The sequence below is a fragment of the Aminobacter sp. SR38 genome, from assembly GCF_014843375.1.
GTDB lineage: Bacteria > Pseudomonadota > Alphaproteobacteria > Rhizobiales > Rhizobiaceae > Aminobacter > Aminobacter ciceronei.
The window spans coordinates 3,834,195-3,856,145 of sequence record NZ_CP062112.1 but is presented as its reverse complement, the minus strand read 5'-3'; the positions used below and the strand labels follow the sequence as shown (position 1 = coordinate 3,856,145).

Genomic DNA, 21,951 nt, shown 5'->3' with positions numbered 1-21,951 from the left:
GCCTCGTGTTGCCGCGGCACCGTTGCCCGCGCACTGCAATTCCCGGAAAGAATGTCATGTCCGCCGTAACAACATCCGTGTTGTCCCGGAGAGGCTTTTTGCGCTCCGAAACACTCGTTCCCATCATCCTGATCCTTGTCGTCGGCATCCTGGTCATCGCGCCGCTGGTCAAAATTGTCCTGTCGACGCTGACCATCGAAGGTCTTGACGCCTGGCAGGCGGTGCTGGCCTCGAAAATGTCCGAAAACCTGTGGTGGCGCCCGCTCTTGAACACGGTGCTGCTCGGCATCGGCGTTGCCACAGGCTGCCTTTTGATGGGCGGCTTCCTTGCCTGGCTCGTCGTGCTCACCGACGTGCCGGCGCCAAGGACGCTCGGCCTGCTCGCCACTCTGCCCTTCATGATCCCGAGCTTTGCCGCGGCCCTTGCCTGGGGTGCTTTGTTCCGTAACAGCCGCCTCGGCGGCTCGGTCGGCTTCTTCGAGGCGAACGGCTACATCGTGCCCGATTGGCTCGCCTGGGGCCTGTTGCCGACATTGATCGTGCTCATCGCCCACTATTATTCGCTTGCTTTCACCGTCATCTCGGCGGCCTTGAGCTCCATCGGCGCCGATCTCGTCGAGGCAGCGCAGGTCGCGGGTGCCAAGCGCTCGCGCATCTTCTTCGGCATCATCCTGCCGGTGGTCACACCGGCGCTGATCGCCGCCGCATCGCTGACATTTGCCGGTGCCGTCTCCAACTTCGCCGCCCCTGCCCTGCTCGGCCTGCCGGTCAGGATGCAGACGCTGTCGACGCGCCTGTTCGGGATGATCGAGACCGGCCAAACCGAACGCGGCTTCGTCATCGCACTGCTTCTGATCGTCGTCTCCGCCTCCTTCCTCTGGCTCGGCGAGCGCCTTGTCGCCGGCCGCAAGAACTTCGTCACCGTCACCGGCAAGGGCGGTCGCACCAAACGCTTTCCGCTCGGCAGATGGCGCTGGCCGCTGTTTGCAGTCGCTGTCCTGCTCTGCCTGCTCACCACCTTCCTGCCGGCGCTGATCCTCACCGCCTCCAGCTTCGCCTTGCAGAACGGTTCGCTGTTCTCCAACTGGACGACGCATTTCTGGATCGGCGAAGGCGGCACCGACATGGCCCAGGGCCAGGCCGGCATCTTCCGCAATCCGGTGCTGATCGAGGCGCTGTGGATGACGCTGAAGCTGGCTGTCACGGTGGCGATCACCACCATGGCGCTCGGCCTGGCGCTGGCCCACACCATCGCCCGCAACAAGGGCAGCGTGCTCGCAACCGTCCTCGGCCAGGTCTCGTTCACCCCGATCCTGATCCCCTCGATCGCCTTCGCCGCCGCCTATATCGCGCTGTTCGGGGCGCCGATCGGACCGTTGCCGTCGCTCTACGGCACCTTCCTCCTCCTGGTGCTTGCAGCCTCGGCGCATCTCTTGCCTTATGCCGTGCAGTCGGGCCGCTCGGTGCTCGGCCAGATCTCGGCCGACATCGAGGAAAGCGCGCGACTGACCGGCGCCGGCTTCTTCCGCCGCATGGGCGCGATCATCATGCCGCTCGCCATCCGCGGCCTGCTCGCCGGCGCCCTGCTGGTCTTCGTCAAGATCGTCCGCGACCTGTCGCTGGTGGTGCTTTTGTTCACCTCGACCTCGCCCGTGCTCAGCATGCTCGCCTACCGCTATGCCGCCGAAGGCTTCATGCAATTTGCCAACGCCATCACCATGGTGATCCTCGTCCTCTGCGTCATCGCCACGCTCCTGGCGCACCGCCTGCAGAACCGTGTCCAGAAGTGGAAATCCGCATGAACCCCGCCAACGGCAATCCGGCTGCGATCGCGATCCGCAACGTCAGCAAGCGTTTCGGCAGCTTCACCGCCGTCGACAATGTCGACATCTCGGTGCCGCAGGGCGCGTTCCTGGTGCTTGTCGGCCCGTCCGGCTGCGGCAAGTCCACGCTGCTCAGGATGCTCGCCGGACTGGAAACACCGAGCGAAGGCGAGATGGCCTTCATGGGCCGCACCGTCTCGGACGGCACGCGCGGCCTTGTCGCCGACGCCGGCGGCCGCGACGCCGGCCTCGTCTTCCAGAGTTATGCATTGTGGCCGCATATGACGGTCGCCGGCAACATCGAGTGGCCGCTCAAGGTGGCCAAGTGGAGCAAGGCGGATCGTGCCGCGCGCGTCGACGAAGTGCTCGGTCTGCTTGGCATCTCGGCGCTGAAGGAACGCTACCCGGCCGAGATCTCCGGCGGCCAGCAGCAGCGCGTGGCGATTGCCCGCACCATCGGCCCCAAGCCGAGCATCCTGTTGTTCGACGAGCCTTTGTCCAACCTCGACGCCAAGCTGCGCATCGAGATGCGCAGCGAACTGATGCGCATCCACCGCGCCACAGGTGCCACCTCTGTCTACGTCACCCACGACCAGGTCGAGGCGATGACAATGGCGAGCCATGTCGCTGTGCTCAATAACGGCAAGGTCGACCAGTTCGGCGCGCCGCTCGAGCTTTTGGAAAACCCGCGCACGACCTTCGTCGCCACCTTCCTCGGCACGCCGCCGGCCAATCTCATCTCGGTGACGAAACAGGACAGTGGCCTCGTCTATGATGGCCTACGGCTGGCCGATGCGCAGCGCGCCAAGGCGCATGACGGCGTCCAGCTTCTCTACCGCGCCCATGACATCAAGGTCGGCGACATCGAGGGTCAACCTGCGATCACCGCGCGCTTCGAGGAAGCCGCCCCTATCGCAGGGCGCACCATGGTGACGGCATTTTCCAACGGCCAACGGCTGACCGCCATGGCCGACGGCTATTTCAGCGCGGCGATCGGCGAACAGATCCGCCTCAGTTTCCTGGGCGAGCCGAGCGCGGTTTTTGCAATGACTGGTGAAAGGATCGACTGATGAGATTGGTAATGGTGCGCCATGGCGAGACCACCTGGAATGCCGAGCACAGGCTCCAGGGCCACGACAACGCGCCGCTATCGCCGCGGGGCATCAGGCAGGTCGAGAGTTTTGCGTCCTTCGCCAGGGCGATGGCGCCCGACCGCGTCGTGGTCTCCGACCTCGGCCGTACGCGCCAGACGGCAAGCCTGCTCGGCTATGGCGACGCGCCGCTCGACCCGCGCCTGCGCGAGATCGATATGGGCAACTGGACCGGCCGCATCAAGCACGAGCTCGAGGCCGAGCGTCCGCACGAATATCTCGCCTGGCGCGCCGGCACCTTCACCCCCGACAGCGGCGAGGCATGGGCGGATTTCTGCGCCCGCATCGTCGAAGGGTTGCGGGACTGCCTGAAGAAGTGCAACGGCGACACGCTCGCCATCGTCCATGGCGGTGTCATCCGCGCTGCCTGCCACGCCTTCCTGGGGCTGCCGCCCTCACGTGTCGTGCCGGTGACGCCTGGTACTGCAACGATACTGAGCTTCGATACGGCCGACGCCCCGACGGCACGGCTCGAAGCCTACAATATCGCGGCTGTGGCGCCCGATTTCGACGCACCGGACTAGCAAAAAGTGTGCGGCGGTTTTCCGTCCGGAATTGCGCAAAAACAAGAAGATAGAGAGTTTCCGCGAAGAGAAGAAAGAGGAAACGCTCTCGACGCTCGCAACTGGTCTGAACAGGCCGTGCCTAAGGAAATGGTGCGGCTTCCGTGGTCTCCCAAGGAATGCCGCAATTTCCCCCCGCAAAGAGGCACCAATAGCTAGATATTTAAAACGCAAACCTGCAATATAGACCGGGTCTACAATCGCAGCGCCGCCATCCGCAATGCCGCCCGGAAAATGCATTTGCATCCGCCGGGCGCTAGGGCGCCCGCCCAGTCATGAACACCATTTGGGCAGCGGCGGCATCCCCCGTTTGGAGGATGCCGCACAATAAATGTGCATATGTTGCAGAAACTGCTCGCGAGGCACGAGCTGCCTGCGAGCATCCGGCTGCCATCTTGCGGCTACTTCGACATCTCTTCGATATATGCAATCACATTGGCGATGTCGGTGTCGTCCTTGAGACCGGCAAAAGCCATCTTGTTGCCCGGGACCTTTTCTTTCGGCATCTTCATGTAGGCGGCGATGTTGGCCTCGTCCCAGACCAGGCCGCCAGCACCCGCCTGCTTCATCGCATCGGAATATTTGGCTTCAAAACTCGGCAGCGTGCCGGCCGTGCGGCCGATGACACCATGCAGCGATGGGCCGATCTTGTTCTTGTCGACCGCCATGTCGTGGCAGGCCATGCATTTGGTGAAGACCTTTTTGCCGGCGGCCGCATCGCCCGCCGCATGAACCGGATTGGTGGCTAGAACCGAAGCTGCAAGAAGGGCTTGAGCGCCCCATGCCGTCAGTTTCATGGCTATCTCCTCACTGTGGCCGGCGCATTGCGCCAACGGGCGCGATACTAATCCGGCGCAAGGCAACGCGCCATGCGCCATTCCGTTGCAGCTTGCCGTTGCAACTGCCGCGGCAAGGAAGGGCGGCTGGTGGACGTGGCCTATCCCGCGCCGAAGGACAGCACGCGGGTGATTTCGGTGTAGCGGGATTCGATCACCATGATTGCGACGAACACCAGGATCACCAGCGGCGGCACGATGATGGCGTAGCTCAGCGCAAGCCGCTCCCAGGCCATATGCATGAACACGGCAACGATCAGTCCCGCCTTCAGCATCATGAAGATCAGGATCAGGCTCCATCTCAGCATGCCCTGAAGGGCGAAATAATCGACCGCGTAAGAGCAGGCGCTGAGGATGAACAGCCAGCCCCAGACCACCAGATAGAGCTTGATCGGGTGCTGTTGTCCTTCGGCATGCGCCATTGCCGGAGCGGGAGCCGCATGTCCGTGCAGCCCGTGATCCTGCGCCTCTGCCTGTGCCATCGCTTCACCTCACCAAAGATAGAAGAACGCGAAAATGAACACCCACACCAGATCGACGAAGTGCCAGTAGAGCCCCATGATCTCGACGCTCTCATACTGGCCGCGCCGGCTGGTGAAGAACCCCCGCTCGCCGGTCTCGTAATCGCCGCGCCAGACCTTGCGCGCGACGATCAGCAGGAAGATCACGCCGATCGTCACGTGGGTGCCGTGGAAGCCGGTGATCATGAAGAAGGTCGAGCCGAACTGTGCCGCACCCCACGGGTTCTCCCATGGCCGCACGCCCTCGCTGATCAGCTTCGTCCACTCGAAGGCCTGCATGCCGACGAAGGTGGCGCCAAGTAGCGCGGTCAATAGCATCAGGACCGCCGTCTTCCTGCGGTCGCGGCGGTAGCCGAAATTGACCGCCATCGCCATCGTGCCGGACGACGAGATCAGCACGAAGGTCATGATCGCGATCAGGATCAGCGGGATGTTCTGGCCGAACAGATGCAGGGCGAAGACCTCGCTCGGGTTCGGCCACGGCACGACCGTCGACATGCGCGCCGTCATGTAGGACAACAGGAAGCAGCCGAAAATGAAGGTGTCGCTGAGCAGGAAGATCCACATCATCGCCTTCCCCCAGGACACGCCCTTGAAGGCGCGCTGGTCCGACGACCAGTCGGCGATGAAGCCGCGCAGGCCCGGTGGCCGCGGCGCGGTGTGGTCGACATGTCCCAGCGAGGTCTCGGCCATCGGCGTGTCCTCCTAGCTCAGCAATCTGCGGCAGATGTCGATGAAATCGGCCGCCCAGCCCATCAGTACGGCAAACAGCACCAGCCAGACGACGAGCAGCGCGTGCCAGTACATGGCGCACAGCTCTGTCGTCAGCACGAGCCGCGCAAGCCTGTCGCCGCGCCATGCCCTGATATTCGCCCGGCCAAGTACGAAGAGCCCGCCGATGATGTGCAGGCCATGCATCGCGGTGATCAGGTAGAAGAAACTGACAGCCGGGTTGTCGGCGGCGTAGTAGCCGCCAGCGGCAAGATTGCGCCATGCCAGCAGCTGGCCGCCCAGAAATGCCACCGACGCCAGCGCTCCGGTCAGCAGCGCAAGCTTGAGATTGTCGAGCTGGCCCTTGTGCGCGGCTACCACCGCGCATTGCAACGCCACGCTCGCCAGCACCAGCATGCCGGTGTTGAGCCACAAAAGCCACGGCATCGGCGTCGCTTGCCAGTCGGCATAGGCCATGCGCATGAAATAGGCGCTGATCAAAAGCGCGAAAATCGCGCCGACGACAGCGAGGAAGACCCCGAGCCCGATCTTCGCCGGATGCATGACCGGCGCTTCCGTCTCGGGAAAGCCGTCGATCGGACCGACCTCGAGCCAAGGCTTCGACATCAGCCGCTGCCGCGCCAGCCACCAGCCGGCAATCGCGGTGACCATGCCCAGGAAGATCAGGATGGCGCTCATGCATGCCCGCCTTGCGTCACCGGGCGCGGGTCGTTCTGCGCGATGAAGTCCTCGGGCGCGCCGGGCACGCTGTAGTCATATGCCCAGCGATAGACGACCGGCAGCTCCTTGCCGAAATTGCCGTGCGGCGGCGGCGTGCCGGCGGTCTGCCATTCCAGCGTCGTCGCCCGCCATGGATTGTCACCCGCCTCCTTGCCGTGGCGGATGCTCCAGAACAGGTTGAACAGGAACACCAGCTGGGCGAAGCCGACGGTGAGTGCCGCAACCGTGATGAACTCGTTCAGCGTGTGAACCGACGGCGGGATGAAGGCGGTGTCGCCGAGCTCGGGATAACGCCGGGGAACGCCGACCAGCCCGACATAATGCATCGGAAAGAAGATCAGATAGGCGCCGATGAAGGTGACCCAGAAATGGAACCGGCCCATGAACTCGTTGAGCATCCGGCCTGATATCTTGGGATACCAGTGATAGATCGCGCCGAAGACCACGAGGATCGGCGCCACGCCCATCACCATATGGAAGTGGGCAACCACGAACATGGTGTCCGACAACGGCACGTCGACGACGACGTTGCCGAGGAACAGGCCGGTCAGCCCGCCATTGACGAAGGTGACGATGAAGGCGAGCGCAAACAGCATCGGAATGGTCAGGTGGATGTCGCCGCGCCACAATGTCAGCACCCAGTTGTAGACCTTGATCGCCGTCGGCACCGCGATGATCAGCGTCGTGGTGGCGAAGAAGAAGCCGAAATAGGGGTGCATGCCCGAGACATACATATGGTGCGCCCAGACCACGAAGCTGAGTGCGCCGATACCGACGATGGCCCACACCATCATGCGGTAGCCGAAGATGTTCTTGCGGGCGTGCGTGCTGATCAGGTCGGAAACGATGCCGAAGGCCGGCAGCGCCACGATGTAGACCTCGGGGTGGCCGAAGAACCAGAACAGGTGCTGGAACATGATCGGGCTGCCGCCATTGTGCGGCGACTGCTCGCCCATCTCGACGATCGCCGGCATGAAGAAGCTCGAGCCGATGGCGCGGTCGAACAACATCATCACGCAGGCGACGAACAGCGCAGGAAAAGCCAGCAGCGCCATGACGGTCGCCGTGAAGATGCCCCACACCGTCAACGGCAGCCGCATCAGTGTCATGCCGCGCGTCCGCGCCTGCAGCACGGTCACGACATAGTTGAGGCCACCCATGGTGAAGCCGATGATGAACAGGATCAAAGACACCAGCATCAGGATGATGCCCGGCCCCGTGCCCCCCGGCGTGCCAGACAAGATCGCCTGCGGCGGGTAGAGCGTCCAGCCGGCGCCGGTCGGCCCGCCGGGCGCAAAGAAGCTTGCCACCAGCACCAGCACGGCGAGGAGGTAGATCCAGTAACTCAGCATGTTGACGTAGGGAAACACCATGTCCCTGGCGCCGACCATCAGTGGGATCAGGTAGTTGCCGAAGCCGCCGAGGAACAGCGCGGTTAGCAGGTAGATGACCATGATCATGCCGTGCATGGTCATGAACTGATAATATGCCTCGGGCGTGATGAAATCGAAGGTGCCGGGAAAACCGAGCTGCAGCCGCATCAGCCAGGACAGCACCAGCGCGACGAGCCCGATGGCCAGTGCCGTACCCGAATACTGGATCGCAATGACCTTGGCGTCCTGCGAGAAGACGTACTTCGTCCACCAGCTGTGCGGATGGTAGAGCTCCATCTCGCCCACTTCGGCCGGCGGGATGAGGTCTGCTCCATGCGGCGTGACATCGACCATGCGTGCACCCTGTTGCTCTATGCCTCTGCTTTCGCGGTGAGGCCGCCTTCGAGCGGTCGCGCCGTGTCTCCTATTCCATGCTGGCCGTGACTTTGCCCCGGTCGACCAGCACGCCAACCTTGGCGGGACCGCTCAACTGGGCAAAGGTCGACTGCTGCTGCAGCCATGTCGTGTAGTCCTGCGCGGTGTCGACCATGACTATGCCGCGCATGAAGCCGTGCCCGGTGCCGCAGAGTTCCGCGCACAGCACCTCGAAGGTTCCCGTCCGTGTCGGGGTAAACCAGAAATAGGTGACCATGCCCGGCACCATATCCATCTTGGCGCGGAACTCGGGCACGTAGAAATCATGCAGCACGTCGATAGAGCGCAACAGCATCTTGACTGGCTTGTCGATCGGCAGATGCAGGTCGGCGGCCTCGACCACGACGTCGTCCTGGCCGTTCGGGTCGTCGGGATTGATGCCGAGCGGATTGTCGGAGCTGACAAGGCGGGCATTGGAGGTGCCGAGCTTGCCGTCGGCGCCGGGCAGCCGGAAGCTCCACTGCCATTGCTGGGCAACGACCTCGACCTCGGTCGCATCCTTGGGCACGGTGACGAATTGCTTCCAGACATAGAGACCAGGCGCCAACATCGCCGCCACGCCAATGGCAGTGATCGCTGTCAGCCAGGATTCGAGCTTCTTGCTTTCAGGCTCGTAGGCGGCCTTCTGCCCTTCCTTGTGGCGGAAGCGATAGACGCAATAGGCCATGAACAGAACGACCGCCGAGAAGACGGCGCCGGTGATCCAGAAGGTCGCAACAAGAGTGCTGTCGATGTAGCCCCAGTTGGAGGCTATCGGCGTCCACCACCAAGGGCTCAGCACGTGGAACAGCACCGAGCCAATGACAACAAGAACGAGTACGAGCGCTATGGCCATCCTCTGTCCTCCCGGCATTCCAGGGGACGCTGTCCCTTGAGGAAGGCCAGCCGCATCATAGCTTGATTTGGCGCGGAAATACTAGGGGATGAGGGCGGTTGCAGGTTGCGTCATGTTCGCGCGGCCACTTGTGGCTGCGGAAACTCTTGCGCGGCAAGGTTTATGCTGTCGAAGGCGAAGTCAAACCAAGCGGGCGGCGCACCGCCCCCGGTCGCGCCGCCCTTCCGGAAGGCAGGCTTCAGACAGCCTGGGCCGGATAGCCGGCGGCGTCGAGCGCCTGGGCTACCTTGGCGGCATCCGCTGCGGTTTCGATCGAGACGGTTTGCGCCTTCAGGTCGATGTCGATGCGGGCGGCAGCGTCCACGCTCTGCACGGCCTTGGTCACCATGCCGGCGCAATGACCGCAGGTCATGTCGGGAACATTCATCTTCAGCATTCAAGAAATCCTTGGTTGGGCCGGCATCGCGCCGTTCCTGCAATCTGGTGTTTCCAGCTACAGGAAGGTCAATCGATTTGTCGATCACGGATATGTTACCAGCTTGGGATTGCGCGAAAACCCGGAAGACCCGGCACTCTCCATCGGGAAAGCTCAGTATTTCAGCATGTTGACAAAATCGACGACAATCGCAAAAGTTCTATTGACCTTCCCAACGCTGGAACCCTTAGACCTCTGGGCCGAAAGTGATTAACTAGAGGTCCGCACCGATGAACGCTCCCTTGAACCTGGCAACGACAAGACAAAGCTTCCCGATCGAGGGCATGACCTGCGCGTCCTGCGTGCGCCGCGTCGAGAAGGCGATTGCGGCTGTCCCCGGCGTCGTCACGGCATCGGTCAACCTCGCCACCGAAAGCGCCGATGTGAGCTTCGACGCCGACGTCAATTCCGACGGCGTCATCGCCGCGATTCGCAATGCCGGCTACGACGTGCCGGCCGCGACGATCGAAGTCGAGATCGAGGGCATGACCTGTGCCTCCTGCGTGCGTCGGGTCGAAAAGGCCATCGCCGCAGTGCCCGGCGTGACGACGGCTTCAGTCAATCTTGCCACCGAACGCGCCACCATCGAGACGCTGGGCGGCACCACCCGCTCGGCCATCGACGCCGCCATCCGCAAGGCCGGCTACGAGCCGCGCCGGACCGGCGCGTCGCTCGCGGCCGCCAGCAGCGACAGCCGCGAAGAGGCGCGCAATCGCGAGTTCTCCCACCTCAAGCGCGACTTCGCCGTCGCCGCCACCCTCACCCTGCCGATCTTCGTGCTGGAGATGGGCCGGCATGCCATCCCGGCGCTGCACCACTGGTTGATGATGAACGTCCCCCAGCAGCAGCTCTACATCGCCTTCTTCGTGCTGGCGACCATCGTCCAGTTCGGTCCCGGCCTACGCTTCTACAGGAAGGGTGTGCCGGCACTGCTGCGCTTGGCACCCGACATGAATTCGCTGGTCGTGCTCGGCTCCACCGCCGCTTGGGCCTATTCGGTCGTCGCCACCTTTGCATCGGGCCTGCTGCCGGCCGGCACCGCCAACGTCTATTACGAAGCGTCGGCCGTCATCGTCACGCTGATCCTGCTCGGTCGCGTGCTCGAGGCCAAGGCCAAGGGCCGCACCTCCGAGGCGATCAAGCGGCTTGTGGGCCTCCAGGCGAAGTCGGCGCGTATCGAGCGCAACGGCAGCTTCGTCGACGTCCCGCTCGATGAGGTTGTCTTCGGCGACGTCGTCCAGGTGCGTCCCGGCGACAAGGTTCCGGTCGACGGCATCGTGCTTTCAGGCTCGTCCTTCGTCGACGAATCGATGATTTCGGGCGAACCCATTCCCGTCAGCAAGGGCGAGGGTGCGGAGGTCGTCGGCGGCACGATCAACAAGACCGGTAGCTTCACCTACCGCGCCACCAAGGTCGGTGCCGACACGCTGCTGGCCCAGATCATCCGCATGGTCGAAACGGCCCAGGGCTCGAAGCTGCCGATCCAGGCAATGGTCGACAAGGTCACCGCCTGGTTCGTGCCTGCCGTGATGGTGGCAGCGGCTGCGACGTTCCTCGTCTGGCTGGTCTTCGGCCCCCAGCCGGCCGCCACCTTCGCGCTGGTCAACGCCGTTGCAGTCCTGATCATCGCCTGCCCCTGTGCCATGGGTCTCGCCACGCCGACCTCGATCATGGTCGGCACCGGCCGCGCCGCCGAACTCGGCGTCCTGTTCCGCAACGGCGAGGCGCTGCAGTCACTGAAATCGACCGAGGTCGTCGCGCTCGACAAGACCGGTACACTGACCGCCGGCAAGCCTGTCATGACCGATCTGGACGTCGCCCAAGGTTTCAACCGCACCAAGGTGCTGGCGCTGGTGGCAGCCGTCGAGTCCCAGTCGGAGCATCCGGTTGCGGCAGCCATCGTCGCAGCGGCCAAGGATGAAGGCCTTGTTCTGGCCGAGGTCGGTTCCTTCGAGGCGGTGCCCGGCTTCGGCGTCAGCGCCAGCGTCGGCACCCACCACGTCGCCGTCGGCGCCGACCGCTACATGGCCAAGCTCGGCATCTCGGTGCAGGGCTTCGCCGAGACGGCGATCCGCATGGGGCTCAAGGCCAAGACCCCGCTCTATGCGGCGGTCGACGGCAAGCTGGCTGCGGTGATTGCGGTCTCCGACCCGATCAAACCGACGACGCCGCAGGCGATCCGCGCCCTGCACGACTTGGGCTTGAAGGTGGCGATGATCACCGGCGACAACCGTCGCACGGCCGAAGCCATCGCCGCCCAGCTCGGCATCGACGAGGTCGTCGCCGAGGTTCTGCCCGACGGCAAGGTCGACGCCGTCAAGCGCCTGCGTGCCGGTGGCCGGGCAGTGACCTTTGTCGGCGACGGCATCAACGATGCGCCGGCGCTTGCCGAGGCCGATGTCGGCATCGCCATCGGCACCGGCACCGACGTTGCGATCGAAAGCGCCGACGTGGTGCTGATGTCGGGCGACTTGCTCGGCGTGACCAACGCCATCGCCCTGTCGAAGGCGACGATTGCCAACATCAGGCAGAACCTGTTCTGGGCCTTCGCCTACAACGCCGCTCTCATCCCGGTCGCGGCGGGCGTGCTCTACCCGGTCAGCGGCACGCTTCTGTCGCCGATGCTGGCGGCGGGCGCGATGGCAATGTCGAGCGTCTTCGTGCTGGGCAACGCGATGCGGCTGAAGCGCTTCAAGGCTCCGGCCCGTGCTACCACCGTATCCGGCGCACCGTCGCTGGTCCCGGCCGAATAAGTCAGTCCAGCGGCCTGCTTGGCGGCGCATGCAACCGGAACGTTCCGGACGGCACGCTCGCGCAATGAGGCAGGCCGCTCCTCCCCAATCTTCATCACGCGAGGCCGCCATGCCGAACGCTCCCTGGATCGAGATCTACACCACGCCGACCTGCCCCGATTGCCTGGCACTGAAGCGCTGGTTGAATGCTGAGCAACTGCCCTTCGTCGAGCGCGACCTGCGCGATCCTGCAATCGCCGACGAAGCCAAGCGCCGCACCGGCGTGCGCGTCGCCCCCATCACCATCATCGACGGCAAGCATGTCTTCTATGGCACCTTCCCGACCCAGCGCGCCGAGATCGAGGCACTGCTCGACCTGACACGGGCGGCCTGACAATGACCTTCCTGACCCTTCCCCAACAGGGCCGCCGCATTGCCGTCGGCGATAGCAAGACGATCCTGCAGGCAGCGCTCGATGCCGGCATCGCCTACCCCCACAGCTGCCGTTCCGGCCGCTGCGGCGCCTGCAAGTCGCGCCTGGTCTCAGGTCATGTCGAGCTCGGCAAACACTCGCCCTTCGCGCTCTCCGAACAGGACCGCGCCGACGGCTTCATCCTTGCCTGCCGTGCAGTGCCGAGCGACGACGTCGTCGTCGAATGGCTGGTCGAGGCCTTCGCTCCTCAGCCGACAGAGGCACAGCAGGCCGAGGTGGTCGCCATCGAGCGCATGACGCACGACATCCTTTCGATCCGCCTCGCGCTCGCCGATCGTACAAGCTTCCGCTTCGCCGCCGGCCAATATCTGTCGCTGGCAGTGCCGGGTGCACCGGCGCGCAACTATTCGATGGCCAGCCGGCCGAACGAGGAGCTTGTCGAGCTGCATGTCAGGGCCGTGCCGGGCGGCCTGACCAGCGGCCGGATTCACGCTTCGCTTGTTGCGGGCGACACTGTCCAGATAGATGGCCCGGCCGGTTCCGCCTATCTCCGCGAGGTGCATTCAGGCCCGATCGTCGCCCTTGCCGGCGGCAGCGGCCTTGCGCCGATCAAGTCGATCGTCGAGACGGCGCTGCATCAGGGCATGGCTCAGCCGATCCATGTCTATTTCGGCGTCCGCGCCGAGCGTGACCTCTATCTGGTCGAGCATTTCCGCGCGCTGGAAAGACAGTTTCGCAACCTCAGCTTCATGCCGGTGCTTTCCCAGACCGCATCCGATGGCTGGCGTAGCGGCTTCATCGCCGATGCGCTGGCACAGGACCACAGCGACCTCACCGGCGCCAAGGCCTATGTCGCCGGACCGCCTGCGATGGTCGATTCCTGTTTGGCGGCACTTGGCGCGCTTGGGGTGCATGCCTTCGACATTCACGCCGACGCCTTCTTCACCCCCGAGGGCAGCGACAACAACGGCGCTTGACCTTGCAGGGGTGCAATCCCCATTAATAGGATATGCAATCCATGCGGCACGTCGCAGACACGACCCGTCCTTTCCTCGCCAACCGGCGCGGGCAGATTGGCGCGCGCATTGCCGTCATGGACGACGGCAGGGCCAAGGCGTTCAAGATCCTGCGCCTGATGCTGCCGCTGGCGCTGCTGTTCTTCCTTGCGCTCGGCCAGGCAGCTTCCGCGCATCAGGGCGGCAGCCAGCATCAGCCGCATGCCGTCCAGACCGTATCGCATCACGCCAAGGCTGACATTGCCTGCTGCGGCGACGTCTCGCAGGACGAGAAGGCTTGCCTGGCGCAGTGTCTCGCCTCGTGCAGCTATTGCGCACCGCTGCCGCTGCCGACAGCCTTTCCCGACCTGACAGCCATCTCGCCAGCGCCCGCGAAGACCGAGCCGCTCCACGGCGCGATCGCCTCGCCGCATCTCAGACCGCCGTCCCTCTCCTGAACTGCCGGCGCGTTTCGACGTGCAAGCCCCGGCCCGCTTCGTGCCGGGAGACATCAGTTCTGGAGACTATGAAATGAACACCCTTTCGCGCCGCGGCTTCCTCGCGGCATCAGCGGCAACGCTTTCTGCTGCCGCAGTCCCGTCCCTGCTCATGCCGGTCCGCCCGGCCCGTGCCGACGGCCACAAGGTCATCACCGCCGGCAAGCGCGTCATCGAGGTCAAGGGCAAGGCCGCCAATGTCTTCGGCCTTCATCAAGCCGACGGCTCTTCCGGCATCGTCATGAATGCCGGCGAAAACTTCCGCGTCCGGTTGAAGAACCTCATCGGCGAGCCGACCGCCATCCACTGGCACGGCCTCACCCCACCATGGCGGCAGGACGGTGTTGCCGGCATTTCGCAGGAGCCGATCCCCGACGGCGGCAGCCACGACTACGACTTCCCCCTCGCCCGCGCTGGCACCTTCTGGATGCATTCACATTTCGGTCTTCAGGAGCAGTTGATGCTCGCAGCTCCGCTGATCGTTCGCGACCCTGACGAAGCAGGCCAGGACGTGCAGGAGGTGGTGGTTCTGTTCCACGACTTCACCTTCCGCCACCCGCAGGAGATCCTCGCCGAACTCAAGGCGGGCGGCCACGACATGAGCGCCATGGCGCCCGCTCCCACACCCGCGCCGGCAGCCGGCGGCGGCCACGAGGGCCACAACATGTCCGTCACGGCGATGCCCAGCGGCCAGACAAGCCACGACACGATGGACCATGGCGCGATGGGCGCCATGCAGATGAGTGGCCGGGCGGCCGGCCAGATGGGCGGCCAGATGGGCGGCATGTCCCACCTGCAGGACGTGCAGTACGACGCGCTTCTGGCCAACGATCGCACCCTCGACAACCCAGAGATATTTTCCGTCGAGCCAGGCGGACGTGTCAGGCTGCGCCTCATCAACGGCGCCGCCTCGACCAACATGTGGCTCGACCTCGGCAAGCTCCAGGGCAAACTCTTTGCGGTCGACGGCATGCCGGTCGAACCGGTTGAAGGCACGCGCTTCGAGTTCGCCGTCGCCCAGCGACTCGACATCCTGCTCGAACTGCCGAAGGAAGCCTCTGCCTGGCCGGTCTTCGCCGTGCAGGAAGGTGGCCGCATGCGCACCGGTGTCGTGCTCGCCGCCAAGGGCGCGTCGGTCGGCAAGCTTGCCGACATGGCCGACGAGGATTTCCCCGCCGTGGGCGTCAACCTTGAGCAAAGGCTGCGTGCCACCAAGCCGCTGTCCGAGAAGGCAGCAACTCGCAAGCACACGATGATGCTCGGCGAAGGCCCCAACTATGTCTGGACGCTAGATGGCGCCATGCACGGCCAGGACAAGCCGCTGGCGGTGGCGAGCGGCGACCGTTTCGAGCTGACCTTCATGAACCACACCACGATGTCGCATCCGATGCATCTGCACGGCCACCATTTCCAGGTGGTCGCCGTCAACGGCAAGCGTTTTGCCGGCGCGGTGCGTGACACGGTGCTGGTGCCGGCCAACATGGGTATGGTGACCATCGCCTTCGACGCCGACAATGCCGGCAAATGGGCGCTGCATTGCCACCATCTCTACCACATGGTTGGCGGCATGATGACGTCGATGGCCTACGCCGACTGAGCCTGAAAGTGGGTCGGGGCGGCATCAGTTGCCCCGGCCCATCACGATTTCGCCAGCCCCTTGAACTTCCAGTTACTGGAAGCTTTATATGACAACAACTCGCTCTCGAGCGCCGTGCATCCGGATGGACGCACAAGGCCGCTCCAGGATGCGCAAGGAGTGACAGATGAACATTGGTACCGCTTCGGAAAAGTCGGGCCTGCCGGCCAAGACCATCCGCTATTACGAGGACATCGGCCTGTTGCGCCCCGACCGCGCCGACAACGGCTATCGTGATTATTCGATGTCGGACGTGCACCGCCTGCGTTTCCTGCAGCGCTCGCGCAGCCTCGGCTTTTCGGTCGAGGAATGCCGCCAGCTGTTGTCGCTTTATGGCGACAAGGAGCGCGAAAGTGCTGACGTCAAGGCCCTTGCCGAGACCAAGCTTACCGAGATCGACCGCAAGCTCGCCGAGCTGACCGAGCTGCGCAACACGCTGCGCCACCTCGTGCATAACTGCCATGGCGACAGCCGCCCGGACTGCCCGATCATCGACGGCCTGTCCGGCCGCGTCACCCAGTAGCCGGCTTTCGATGACCAGCCTCGCCGCCTATGGCGGCCTCTTCGTCGCGGCCTTCGCCGCCGCGACGCTTTTGCCCGCCCAGTCCGAAGCCCTGCTCGCCGGGCTGGTCGTCAATGGCGGCTACTCGCTCGCCCTGCTGATCGCCGTCGCCACCCTCGGCAACGTGCTCGGTTCGCTCGTCAACTGGTTGCTCGGCCGCCAGGTCGAGCGCTTCAAGGACCGCCGCTGGTTTCCCGCCAGTCCAGCCGCTCTCGCCCGCGCCGAGGCCTGGTACCACCGCTACGGCCGCTGGTCGCTGCTGCTCTCCTGGGTGCCGATCATCGGCGACCCGCTGACCTTGATCGCCGGCACGCTGAAAGAGCCGTTGTGGAGTTTTCTGGGGTTGGTCGGGGCCGCCAAGCTGCTGCGCTACCTCGCAGTGGCGGCGGCAGCGCAGAGTTTCATCTGAGACCAACCCGTCTGGACTGGTCTCCTGAGGCAAGCGTCTTGGTCACGGCATGGCAACTGTGTTCAAGCGAAGCGCTTCGGTGCAACAGGCAACCTCAGGCCCTGATCAACACCGGTCCCCGTGCGGCGAACCCCACGCCAACGTCCTGCCCCGGCACGAACGGCGCATCGACGTCGGGCGACACGGCAAAGACCTCGCCGAACTCGGTGCCGATCATGAACTCGAGGTCGGAGCCGACATAGGTCACCTTATCGAGCCTCCCGGGAATGGTGCTCGGCGCGCCCACCGCCCGGATCTGGATCCGGCTTGGCCGCACCGCCAGCTTCGCCGGCCCCGGCCGCATGCCGCGCGCGTCGAGCTGCGTTTCGAAACCGCCTAGCCGCACAGTGGCAAGCTCACCTTCTACCGAGGCGATATCGCAATCGAAGATATTGGCCTCGCCGATGAAGTCGGCGACGAAGGCATCCGCCGGCGCGTCATACAGTTCGCGCGGCGTGCCGTCCTGGGCAATGACGGCATTGTTCATGACGATGATGCGGTCGGAGACGGCCAAGGCCTCCTCCTGGTCATGGGTGACGTAGACTACCGTCAGGCCGAGCTTGGTCTGGATGTCGCGGATTTCCTCGCGTACCCGGCGCCTGAGCTTGGCATCAAGATTGGACAGTGGCTCGTCGAACAGCAGCACCTGCGGCTCCAGCACAAGCGCCCGCGCCACGGCGACGCGCTGCTGCTGGCCGCCGGACAGCTCGCTCGGCAGACGGTTGCCATACCCCCCGAGGCCGACGAGTTCGAGCCCGGCGCGGGCACGATCGCCGATTTCCCGCTTGGCGAAGCCGGAGAATTTCAGCCCGTACTCGACGTTCTCATTGACCGTCATATGCGGAAACAGTGCATAGGACTGGAACACCATCGACACGTCGCGGTCGGTCGCCGGCAGATGCGTAACGTCGGTCCCGCCGATAAGGATTTGTCCGCGCGTCGCCATTTCCAGCCCCGCGATCATGCGCAAAGTCGTCGTCTTGCCGCAGCCGGACGGGCCGAGCAGCGTCACCAGTTTGCCTGCCTCGACAAACAAAGACACGTCGTTGACCGCCGGCGCCGGGCTCTTGCCGTAGACCTTGGTGACCGCGCGAAACTCCACCGAAGCGGCGTTGCTCTTGATCATCAGCTCCCTCCCGAAAATGCCGGTTGGCTCACATTGGTCCGCGACTGCGAGAGTTCATGGCCACGGCGACCGATGTTGCGGCGACCGACAAGCAGCTGCATCAGCCCGACCACCGCCAGCATGACGCCGATCAGCACCGCCGAATAGGCGATCGCGATACCGTACTCGTTGTTCTCGACACGGCCGACGATGTAGCTCGTCGACATGTCGTAGCGGGCGCTGACCAGGAAGATGATGGCGCTGATCGCCGTCATGGCGCGCACGAAGGAATAGACGAGTGCTGCGACGATCGCCGGCCGGAGCAGCGGCAGCACCACCTTGCGGAACGTCTGCCACGAATTGGCGCCCAGCGTCAGCGACGACTCGTCCAGGCTCTTGTCGATCTGCGACATCGACGCCACCCCTGCCCGCACGCCGACCGGCATGTTGCGGAAGATGAAGGACAGAACGAGGATGATGCCGGTCCCGGTCAGCTCGATCGGCGGCACGTTGAAGGCGATGACATAGCTCACACCGATGACGGTGCCCGGAATGGCAAAGGACAGCATGGTGCCGAACTCGAAAGCGTTCTTGCCGGCAAAATTCTGCCGCACCAGAAGATAGGCGGTGAGCAGGCCGATGGCCGCCGTCAGCGGCGACGAGATCAAGGCGATCTGCAAAGTCGTCCAGAACGAGCTCCAGGCCGAGCCCTTCCAGTGGATGCCGAACTCGTTCCAGCCCACCGCAAATGCCTTCACATAATGAGCCAGGGTCAGGCTGTGGTCGACGCCCCAGAGCTTGACGAAGCTGCCGTAGAAGATCGTCGCATAAACAAAGATGGTGAAGGCGACCCAGAAGCCAGCCGTGGCGTAGACGGCGCGCTTGAGGCCCGTGGGCAGCTGCGGATGAACGCCAGCATCGCCCTTGCCGGACATCGTCGTATACGACTTCTTGCCGAGCCAGAAACGCTGGGCGTAAAAGGCAAGCAGCGTGAAGACGAGCAGGACGATGGCGAGCACCGCTGCCTGCGCCTCGTCATTCTGCGCGCCGACGATGGCGAAGAAGATTTCCGTCGACAGCACGTCGAAATTGCCGCCCAGCACAAGCGGGTTGCCGAAGTCGGCCATGCTCTCGATGAAGCCGAGCAGGAAGGCATTGGCGAGGCCCGGTCGCATCAGCGGCAGCGACACCGTCCAGAAAGTCTGCCAGCGATTGGCGCGCAGCGTCTGTGCCGCCTCCTCCATTGACGGGCTGACGCCTTCGACGACGCCGATCAGCACCAGGAAGGCGATCGGTGTGAAGGCGAGCAGCTGCGCGATCAACAGGCCCGGCAGGCCATAGATCCAGCGCGTCGGCTGGATGCCAAACAGCTCCGAAAAGGTCTGCGTGACAGCACCGGATAGGCCGAAGAGCAGGATGATGGCGAGGCCGATGACGAAGGGCGGCGTGATGATCGGCAGCACCGTCAGTGCGCGCAGCAGCTTGCCATGGCGGAAGCCGGTGCGGGTCACCATCAGCGCAAAGACGAGGCCGAGCACCGTCGTCAGCACCCCGACGAGCACCGCGAGGAACAGCGAGTTCCAGGCGACGCCGCAGCGGCTGCCGCCGGCCAGGCAGCCGAGGCTCCAAAGCCGCGGACTGAACAGCTTGCCGAGGAAGGTGGTGACCGAATAGCCGCCGTCCTCGGTGACCAGCGCATTGGCCAGCATCTGCAGAATCGGCATGAAGATGAAAAGGCCGACCGCCGCCACCACGAAAGCGATTGTCGAGACGACGAAGACGTCGCCGCCGACGGCCCCGCGCGCGGCAAGACCGACGGAAAACAGGAACAGGAAGGCGAGGCCGACCAGAAGCGCGCCATAGCCCATGCCGAACTGGCGGTCGCCGAGCTCGCCGAACAGGCCTTGCAGCCAGCCGAACTGCCAGCCGCGCAGGCCGATGGCGAAGCCCTGGAACAGCAGCCAGACAAAGCCCGCCGCACCGATCGCAACGAGCAGCTTGCCAAACAGCGGGTCGGACTTTCTCCGCCCCCACAGCAGCAACGGCGCGGCCAACAACATGCCGAGCGGCGCGAGCCACAGCTTTTCGCCCTTGAGATTGAGCACCAGGGCCGGTGCGAACTCGCTGTCGAGCGGATAACCCTCAAACAGCCAGGACAAGCCGAAGAACCCGTCTTCGACGCCATACCAGGGCAGCACGGCAAAGCCGAGCAATCCGACCACCGTCCACAGGACGACGGTCGGATGCAGGCGGCCGCTTACGTCGCGGGAGCGCATGGATTATTGCGGCAGCGAGGAGACCTCCGTGTCCCATTTGCCAAGCAGCCGCTTGCGCTCCTCGCTGGAGCCGTACTTCTTGAAGTCGTAGTCGATCAGCTTGATCGTCGAGAGATCAGGCGTCAGCTCGGACACGGTCGCCGCCTTGTTCGACGGCAGCTGGAACGACTTGACGTCCTTGGCCTTGCCCTGCATCTCCGCCGACAGCGCCCAGTCGTAGAACTTCTTGGCCGCCTCGGCATTACGCGCGCCCTTGATGATCGACATCGAGCCGATCTCGTAGCCGGTGCCCTCGCAGGGGGCGACCGTCACGATCGGGAAGCCAGCGGCCGTCTGCGCCACCGCATCATGCATGAACACGATGCCGACGGTGGTCTCGCCGAGGCCGGCGGCCTTGATCGGCGCCGAGCCCGACTTGGTGTACTGGTTGACGTTCTTGTGCAGGGCTTTCATGTATTCGAAGCCCTTATCCTCGCCCATCAGCTGCACCATCGTCGCCAGCGTCGTGTAGGCGGTGCCCGACGAATTCGGGTTGGCGATCTGGATCTGGCCCTTATATTCGGGCTTGGTCAGATCGGCCCAGCACTTCGGCTCAGGCAAGCCGTTCTTGGCCAGCAGGTCCTTGTTGTAACCGAAGCCAAGCGCGCCGGAGTAGACGCCGATCGTCTTGTTGCCGGCCGCCTCGGCCTGCTTGATCGCCCAGTCGTGCAACTCGCCGCGCATCGGCGAGACATATTCCTCGGTCAGGTTTTCCTCGGCTGCCTGCAGATGCGGGTCGCCGGTGCCGCCCCACCACACGTCGCCCTTGGGGTTGCTCGCTTCGGCGCGCACCTGGGCATAGGTCTCGCCCGAGCTCTTGCGGGTCATATCGACTGTGATGCCGGTCTTTTCCTCGAAGCCGGTCTTGATCTGCTGGCACCAGGCCTCGTCGGCGCTGCAATAGAGCGTCAGGCTTTCAGCATGCGCCGACGCGCCGCCGGCCATCATCAACCCGGCCAGCGCGGCCGAACGCAAAAGGGCAGTTTTCATATTTCGATTCCCTCCACACAATTATTCGCCGTCTAACGATCTGTTGTCGCTTTGGTCACTTGCAGAGTGAGTGCTTTTTACGCATTTTGCAATCGTGTTCATTGCACTATCTTGAGCGTCATGAACCCTAACGGGCCGAGGTGATACAATCGAAGCCGACAGTGCTTCATACCGACAAAGGAATGAACGGGCGAAAATGCCGAAGGACAAGAAGACCATCCGCAAGGCGAGCAAGGGCGAGCGCATTGCCCAGGTCGCTGCCATCCCGTTCCGCGTGAACGAGGGCGGCGAGCTTCAGGTCATGCTTGTGACGTCGCGCGGCACGCGCCGTTTCATCGTCCCCAAAGGCTGGCCGATGAAGGGCAAGAGCGGGCGCCAGGCCGCGCTGATCGAGGCCCGCGAAGAGGCCGGCGTGCGCGGCAAAGCCCTGAAAAAGCCCGCAGGCAGCTATTGCTACTGGAAGCGGCTGTCGACCAGCTTCGTCCACGTCGTGGTCACGGCCTATCTTATCGAGGTCAGCGAGGAACTCGATGCCTGGCAGGAAGCCGGCGCCCGCCAGCGTGCCTGGCTCTCGCCCGCCGATGCCGCCGTGCTGATCGACGAACCCGAGCTTGCCACCCTGATGCGCAGCCTGTCCTCTGCCGACCTCATGCCGGCTGTCGAGGCCATGGCTGACGCCGCATCCTAGGCCACGGCCGGACACTGCAAGATTGCAGCTGCAGGATTGCAGGCGCGACAATCCGATTGTATCAGGGACAGTACGTTGCACATTTG

The 21,951-nt window shown here is 64.1% G+C and carries 22 protein-coding genes; 12 read left to right on the top strand and 10 right to left on the bottom strand.

All coding sequences use genetic code 11. The annotated features are described in order from the left end of the window. Positions 1–56: 56 nt before the first annotated feature. Genes IG197_RS18920 through IG197_RS18910 form a run of 3 tightly spaced genes read left to right on the top strand, consistent with a single transcriptional unit; the run spans position 57 to position 3,498 of the window. Entirely contained in the window at positions 57–1,802 is a 1,746-nt protein-coding gene (locus IG197_RS18920; RefSeq protein WP_192314192.1) for an iron ABC transporter permease, read from the top strand. Continuing rightward, positions 1,799–2,893, top strand: a complete 1,095-nt coding sequence (locus IG197_RS18915; RefSeq protein WP_192314189.1) for an ABC transporter ATP-binding protein — start codon at positions 1,799–1,801, stop codon at positions 2,891–2,893. The genes IG197_RS18920 and IG197_RS18915 overlap by 4 nt, the downstream gene beginning before the upstream one ends. Beyond that, positions 2,893–3,498, top strand: a complete 606-nt coding sequence (locus IG197_RS18910) for a histidine phosphatase family protein (protein WP_192314186.1) — start codon at positions 2,893–2,895, stop codon at positions 3,496–3,498. Before IG197_RS18915 ends, IG197_RS18910 begins: the two co-directional genes overlap by 1 nt. Before the next feature lie 440 nt (positions 3,499–3,938). Here IG197_RS18910 and IG197_RS18905 read toward each other — a convergent pair whose 3' ends face one another. The 7 genes from IG197_RS18905 to IG197_RS18875 all read right to left on the bottom strand — a co-directional run bounded on the left by IG197_RS18905 (position 3,939) and on the right by IG197_RS18875 (position 9,425). Beyond that, the gene (locus IG197_RS18905; RefSeq protein WP_067957437.1) at positions 3,939–4,334 is read right to left on the bottom strand and encodes a cytochrome c family protein; all 396 of its coding nucleotides are present in this window, start codon (positions 4,332–4,334) and stop codon (positions 3,939–3,941) included. A gap of 140 nt (positions 4,335–4,474) precedes the next feature. Continuing rightward, positions 4,475–4,855, bottom strand: a complete 381-nt coding sequence (locus IG197_RS18900; RefSeq protein WP_154385642.1) for a cytochrome C oxidase subunit IV family protein — start codon at positions 4,853–4,855, stop codon at positions 4,475–4,477. A gap of 9 nt (positions 4,856–4,864) precedes the next feature. Further along, positions 4,865–5,587 carry a heme-copper oxidase subunit III family protein gene (locus IG197_RS18895; RefSeq protein ID WP_154385643.1) on the bottom strand — a complete coding sequence of 241 codons (723 nt, stop codon included), beginning with the start codon at positions 5,585–5,587 and terminating at the stop codon, positions 4,865–4,867. Between the two features lie 12 nt (positions 5,588–5,599). Then, positions 5,600–6,304 (bottom strand): cytochrome c oxidase subunit 3, encoded by a 705-nt coding sequence (locus IG197_RS18890; RefSeq protein ID WP_192314183.1) that lies wholly within the window; start codon positions 6,302–6,304, stop codon positions 5,600–5,602. Beyond that, positions 6,301–8,073 (bottom strand): cytochrome c oxidase subunit I, encoded by a 1,773-nt coding sequence (gene ctaD / locus IG197_RS18885; RefSeq protein ID WP_154385645.1) that lies wholly within the window; start codon positions 8,071–8,073, stop codon positions 6,301–6,303. Before ctaD ends, IG197_RS18890 begins: the two co-directional genes overlap by 4 nt. Before the next feature lie 70 nt (positions 8,074–8,143). Then, entirely contained in the window at positions 8,144–8,989 is an 846-nt protein-coding gene (locus IG197_RS18880; RefSeq protein WP_192314180.1) for a cytochrome c oxidase subunit II, read from the bottom strand. 238 nt (positions 8,990–9,227) lie between these two features. Beyond that, positions 9,228–9,425: a heavy-metal-associated domain-containing protein gene (locus IG197_RS18875; protein ID WP_067957421.1), complete on the bottom strand. Its 198-nt coding sequence runs from the start codon at positions 9,423–9,425 to the stop codon at positions 9,228–9,230. Between IG197_RS18875 and IG197_RS18870 the strand changes: the two genes are divergently transcribed. From IG197_RS18870 to IG197_RS18835, 8 genes are all read left to right on the top strand, one after another. Next, positions 9,400–9,678, top strand: a complete 279-nt coding sequence (locus IG197_RS18870; RefSeq protein ID WP_192314177.1) for a hypothetical protein — start codon at positions 9,400–9,402, stop codon at positions 9,676–9,678. The genes IG197_RS18875 and IG197_RS18870 overlap by 26 nt on opposite strands. Positions 9,679–9,694: 16 nt before the next feature. Then, complete coding sequence (locus tag IG197_RS18865) at positions 9,695–12,217, top strand: heavy metal translocating P-type ATPase (RefSeq protein ID WP_192314174.1); 2,523 nt, start codon at positions 9,695–9,697, stop codon at positions 12,215–12,217. Positions 12,218–12,326: 109 nt separating this feature from the next. Then, positions 12,327–12,590, top strand: a complete 264-nt coding sequence (locus IG197_RS18860; RefSeq protein WP_192314172.1) for a glutaredoxin domain-containing protein — start codon at positions 12,327–12,329, stop codon at positions 12,588–12,590. A 2-nt stretch (positions 12,591–12,592) separates the two neighbouring features. Continuing rightward, entirely contained in the window at positions 12,593–13,606 is a 1,014-nt protein-coding gene (locus IG197_RS18855) for a 2Fe-2S iron-sulfur cluster-binding protein (protein ID WP_192314170.1), read from the top strand. Positions 13,607–13,647: 41 nt separating this feature from the next. Next, positions 13,648–14,082: a hypothetical protein gene (locus tag IG197_RS18850; RefSeq protein WP_192314167.1), complete on the top strand. Its 435-nt coding sequence runs from the start codon at positions 13,648–13,650 to the stop codon at positions 14,080–14,082. 73 nt (positions 14,083–14,155) lie between these two features. Further along, positions 14,156–15,718, top strand: coding sequence for a multicopper oxidase family protein (locus IG197_RS18845; RefSeq protein WP_192314164.1), 1,563 nt, complete (start codon positions 14,156–14,158; stop codon positions 15,716–15,718). A gap of 166 nt (positions 15,719–15,884) precedes the next feature. Further along, positions 15,885–16,280, top strand: a complete 396-nt coding sequence (gene cueR / locus IG197_RS18840; protein WP_154385653.1) for a Cu(I)-responsive transcriptional regulator — start codon at positions 15,885–15,887, stop codon at positions 16,278–16,280. Positions 16,281–16,290: 10 nt separating this feature from the next. Then, a complete protein-coding gene (locus IG197_RS18835; protein ID WP_192314161.1) occupies positions 16,291–16,728 on the top strand; it encodes a YqaA family protein in 438 nt (145 codons plus the stop codon). A gap of 94 nt (positions 16,729–16,822) precedes the next feature. On the opposite strand, the gene IG197_RS18830 is transcribed toward IG197_RS18835, so the two are convergent. Genes IG197_RS18830 through IG197_RS18820 form a run of 3 tightly spaced genes read right to left on the bottom strand, consistent with a single transcriptional unit; the run spans position 16,823 to position 21,177 of the window. Further along, complete coding sequence (locus IG197_RS18830; RefSeq protein ID WP_185910313.1) at positions 16,823–17,893, bottom strand: ABC transporter ATP-binding protein; 1,071 nt, start codon at positions 17,891–17,893, stop codon at positions 16,823–16,825. Beyond that, positions 17,893–20,148 carry an iron ABC transporter permease gene (locus IG197_RS18825; RefSeq protein ID WP_192314158.1) on the bottom strand — a complete coding sequence of 752 codons (2,256 nt, stop codon included), beginning with the start codon at positions 20,146–20,148 and terminating at the stop codon, positions 17,893–17,895. The genes IG197_RS18830 and IG197_RS18825 overlap by 1 nt, the downstream gene beginning before the upstream one ends. 3 nt (positions 20,149–20,151) lie before the next feature. Continuing rightward, complete coding sequence (locus IG197_RS18820) at positions 20,152–21,177, bottom strand: ABC transporter substrate-binding protein (protein WP_192314155.1); 1,026 nt, start codon at positions 21,175–21,177, stop codon at positions 20,152–20,154. A gap of 196 nt (positions 21,178–21,373) precedes the next feature. Between IG197_RS18820 and IG197_RS18815 the strand changes: the two genes are divergently transcribed. Then, positions 21,374–21,865 carry an NUDIX hydrolase gene (locus IG197_RS18815; RefSeq protein ID WP_192314152.1) on the top strand — a complete coding sequence of 164 codons (492 nt, stop codon included), beginning with the start codon at positions 21,374–21,376 and terminating at the stop codon, positions 21,863–21,865. Positions 21,866–21,951: the final 86 nt, after the last annotated feature.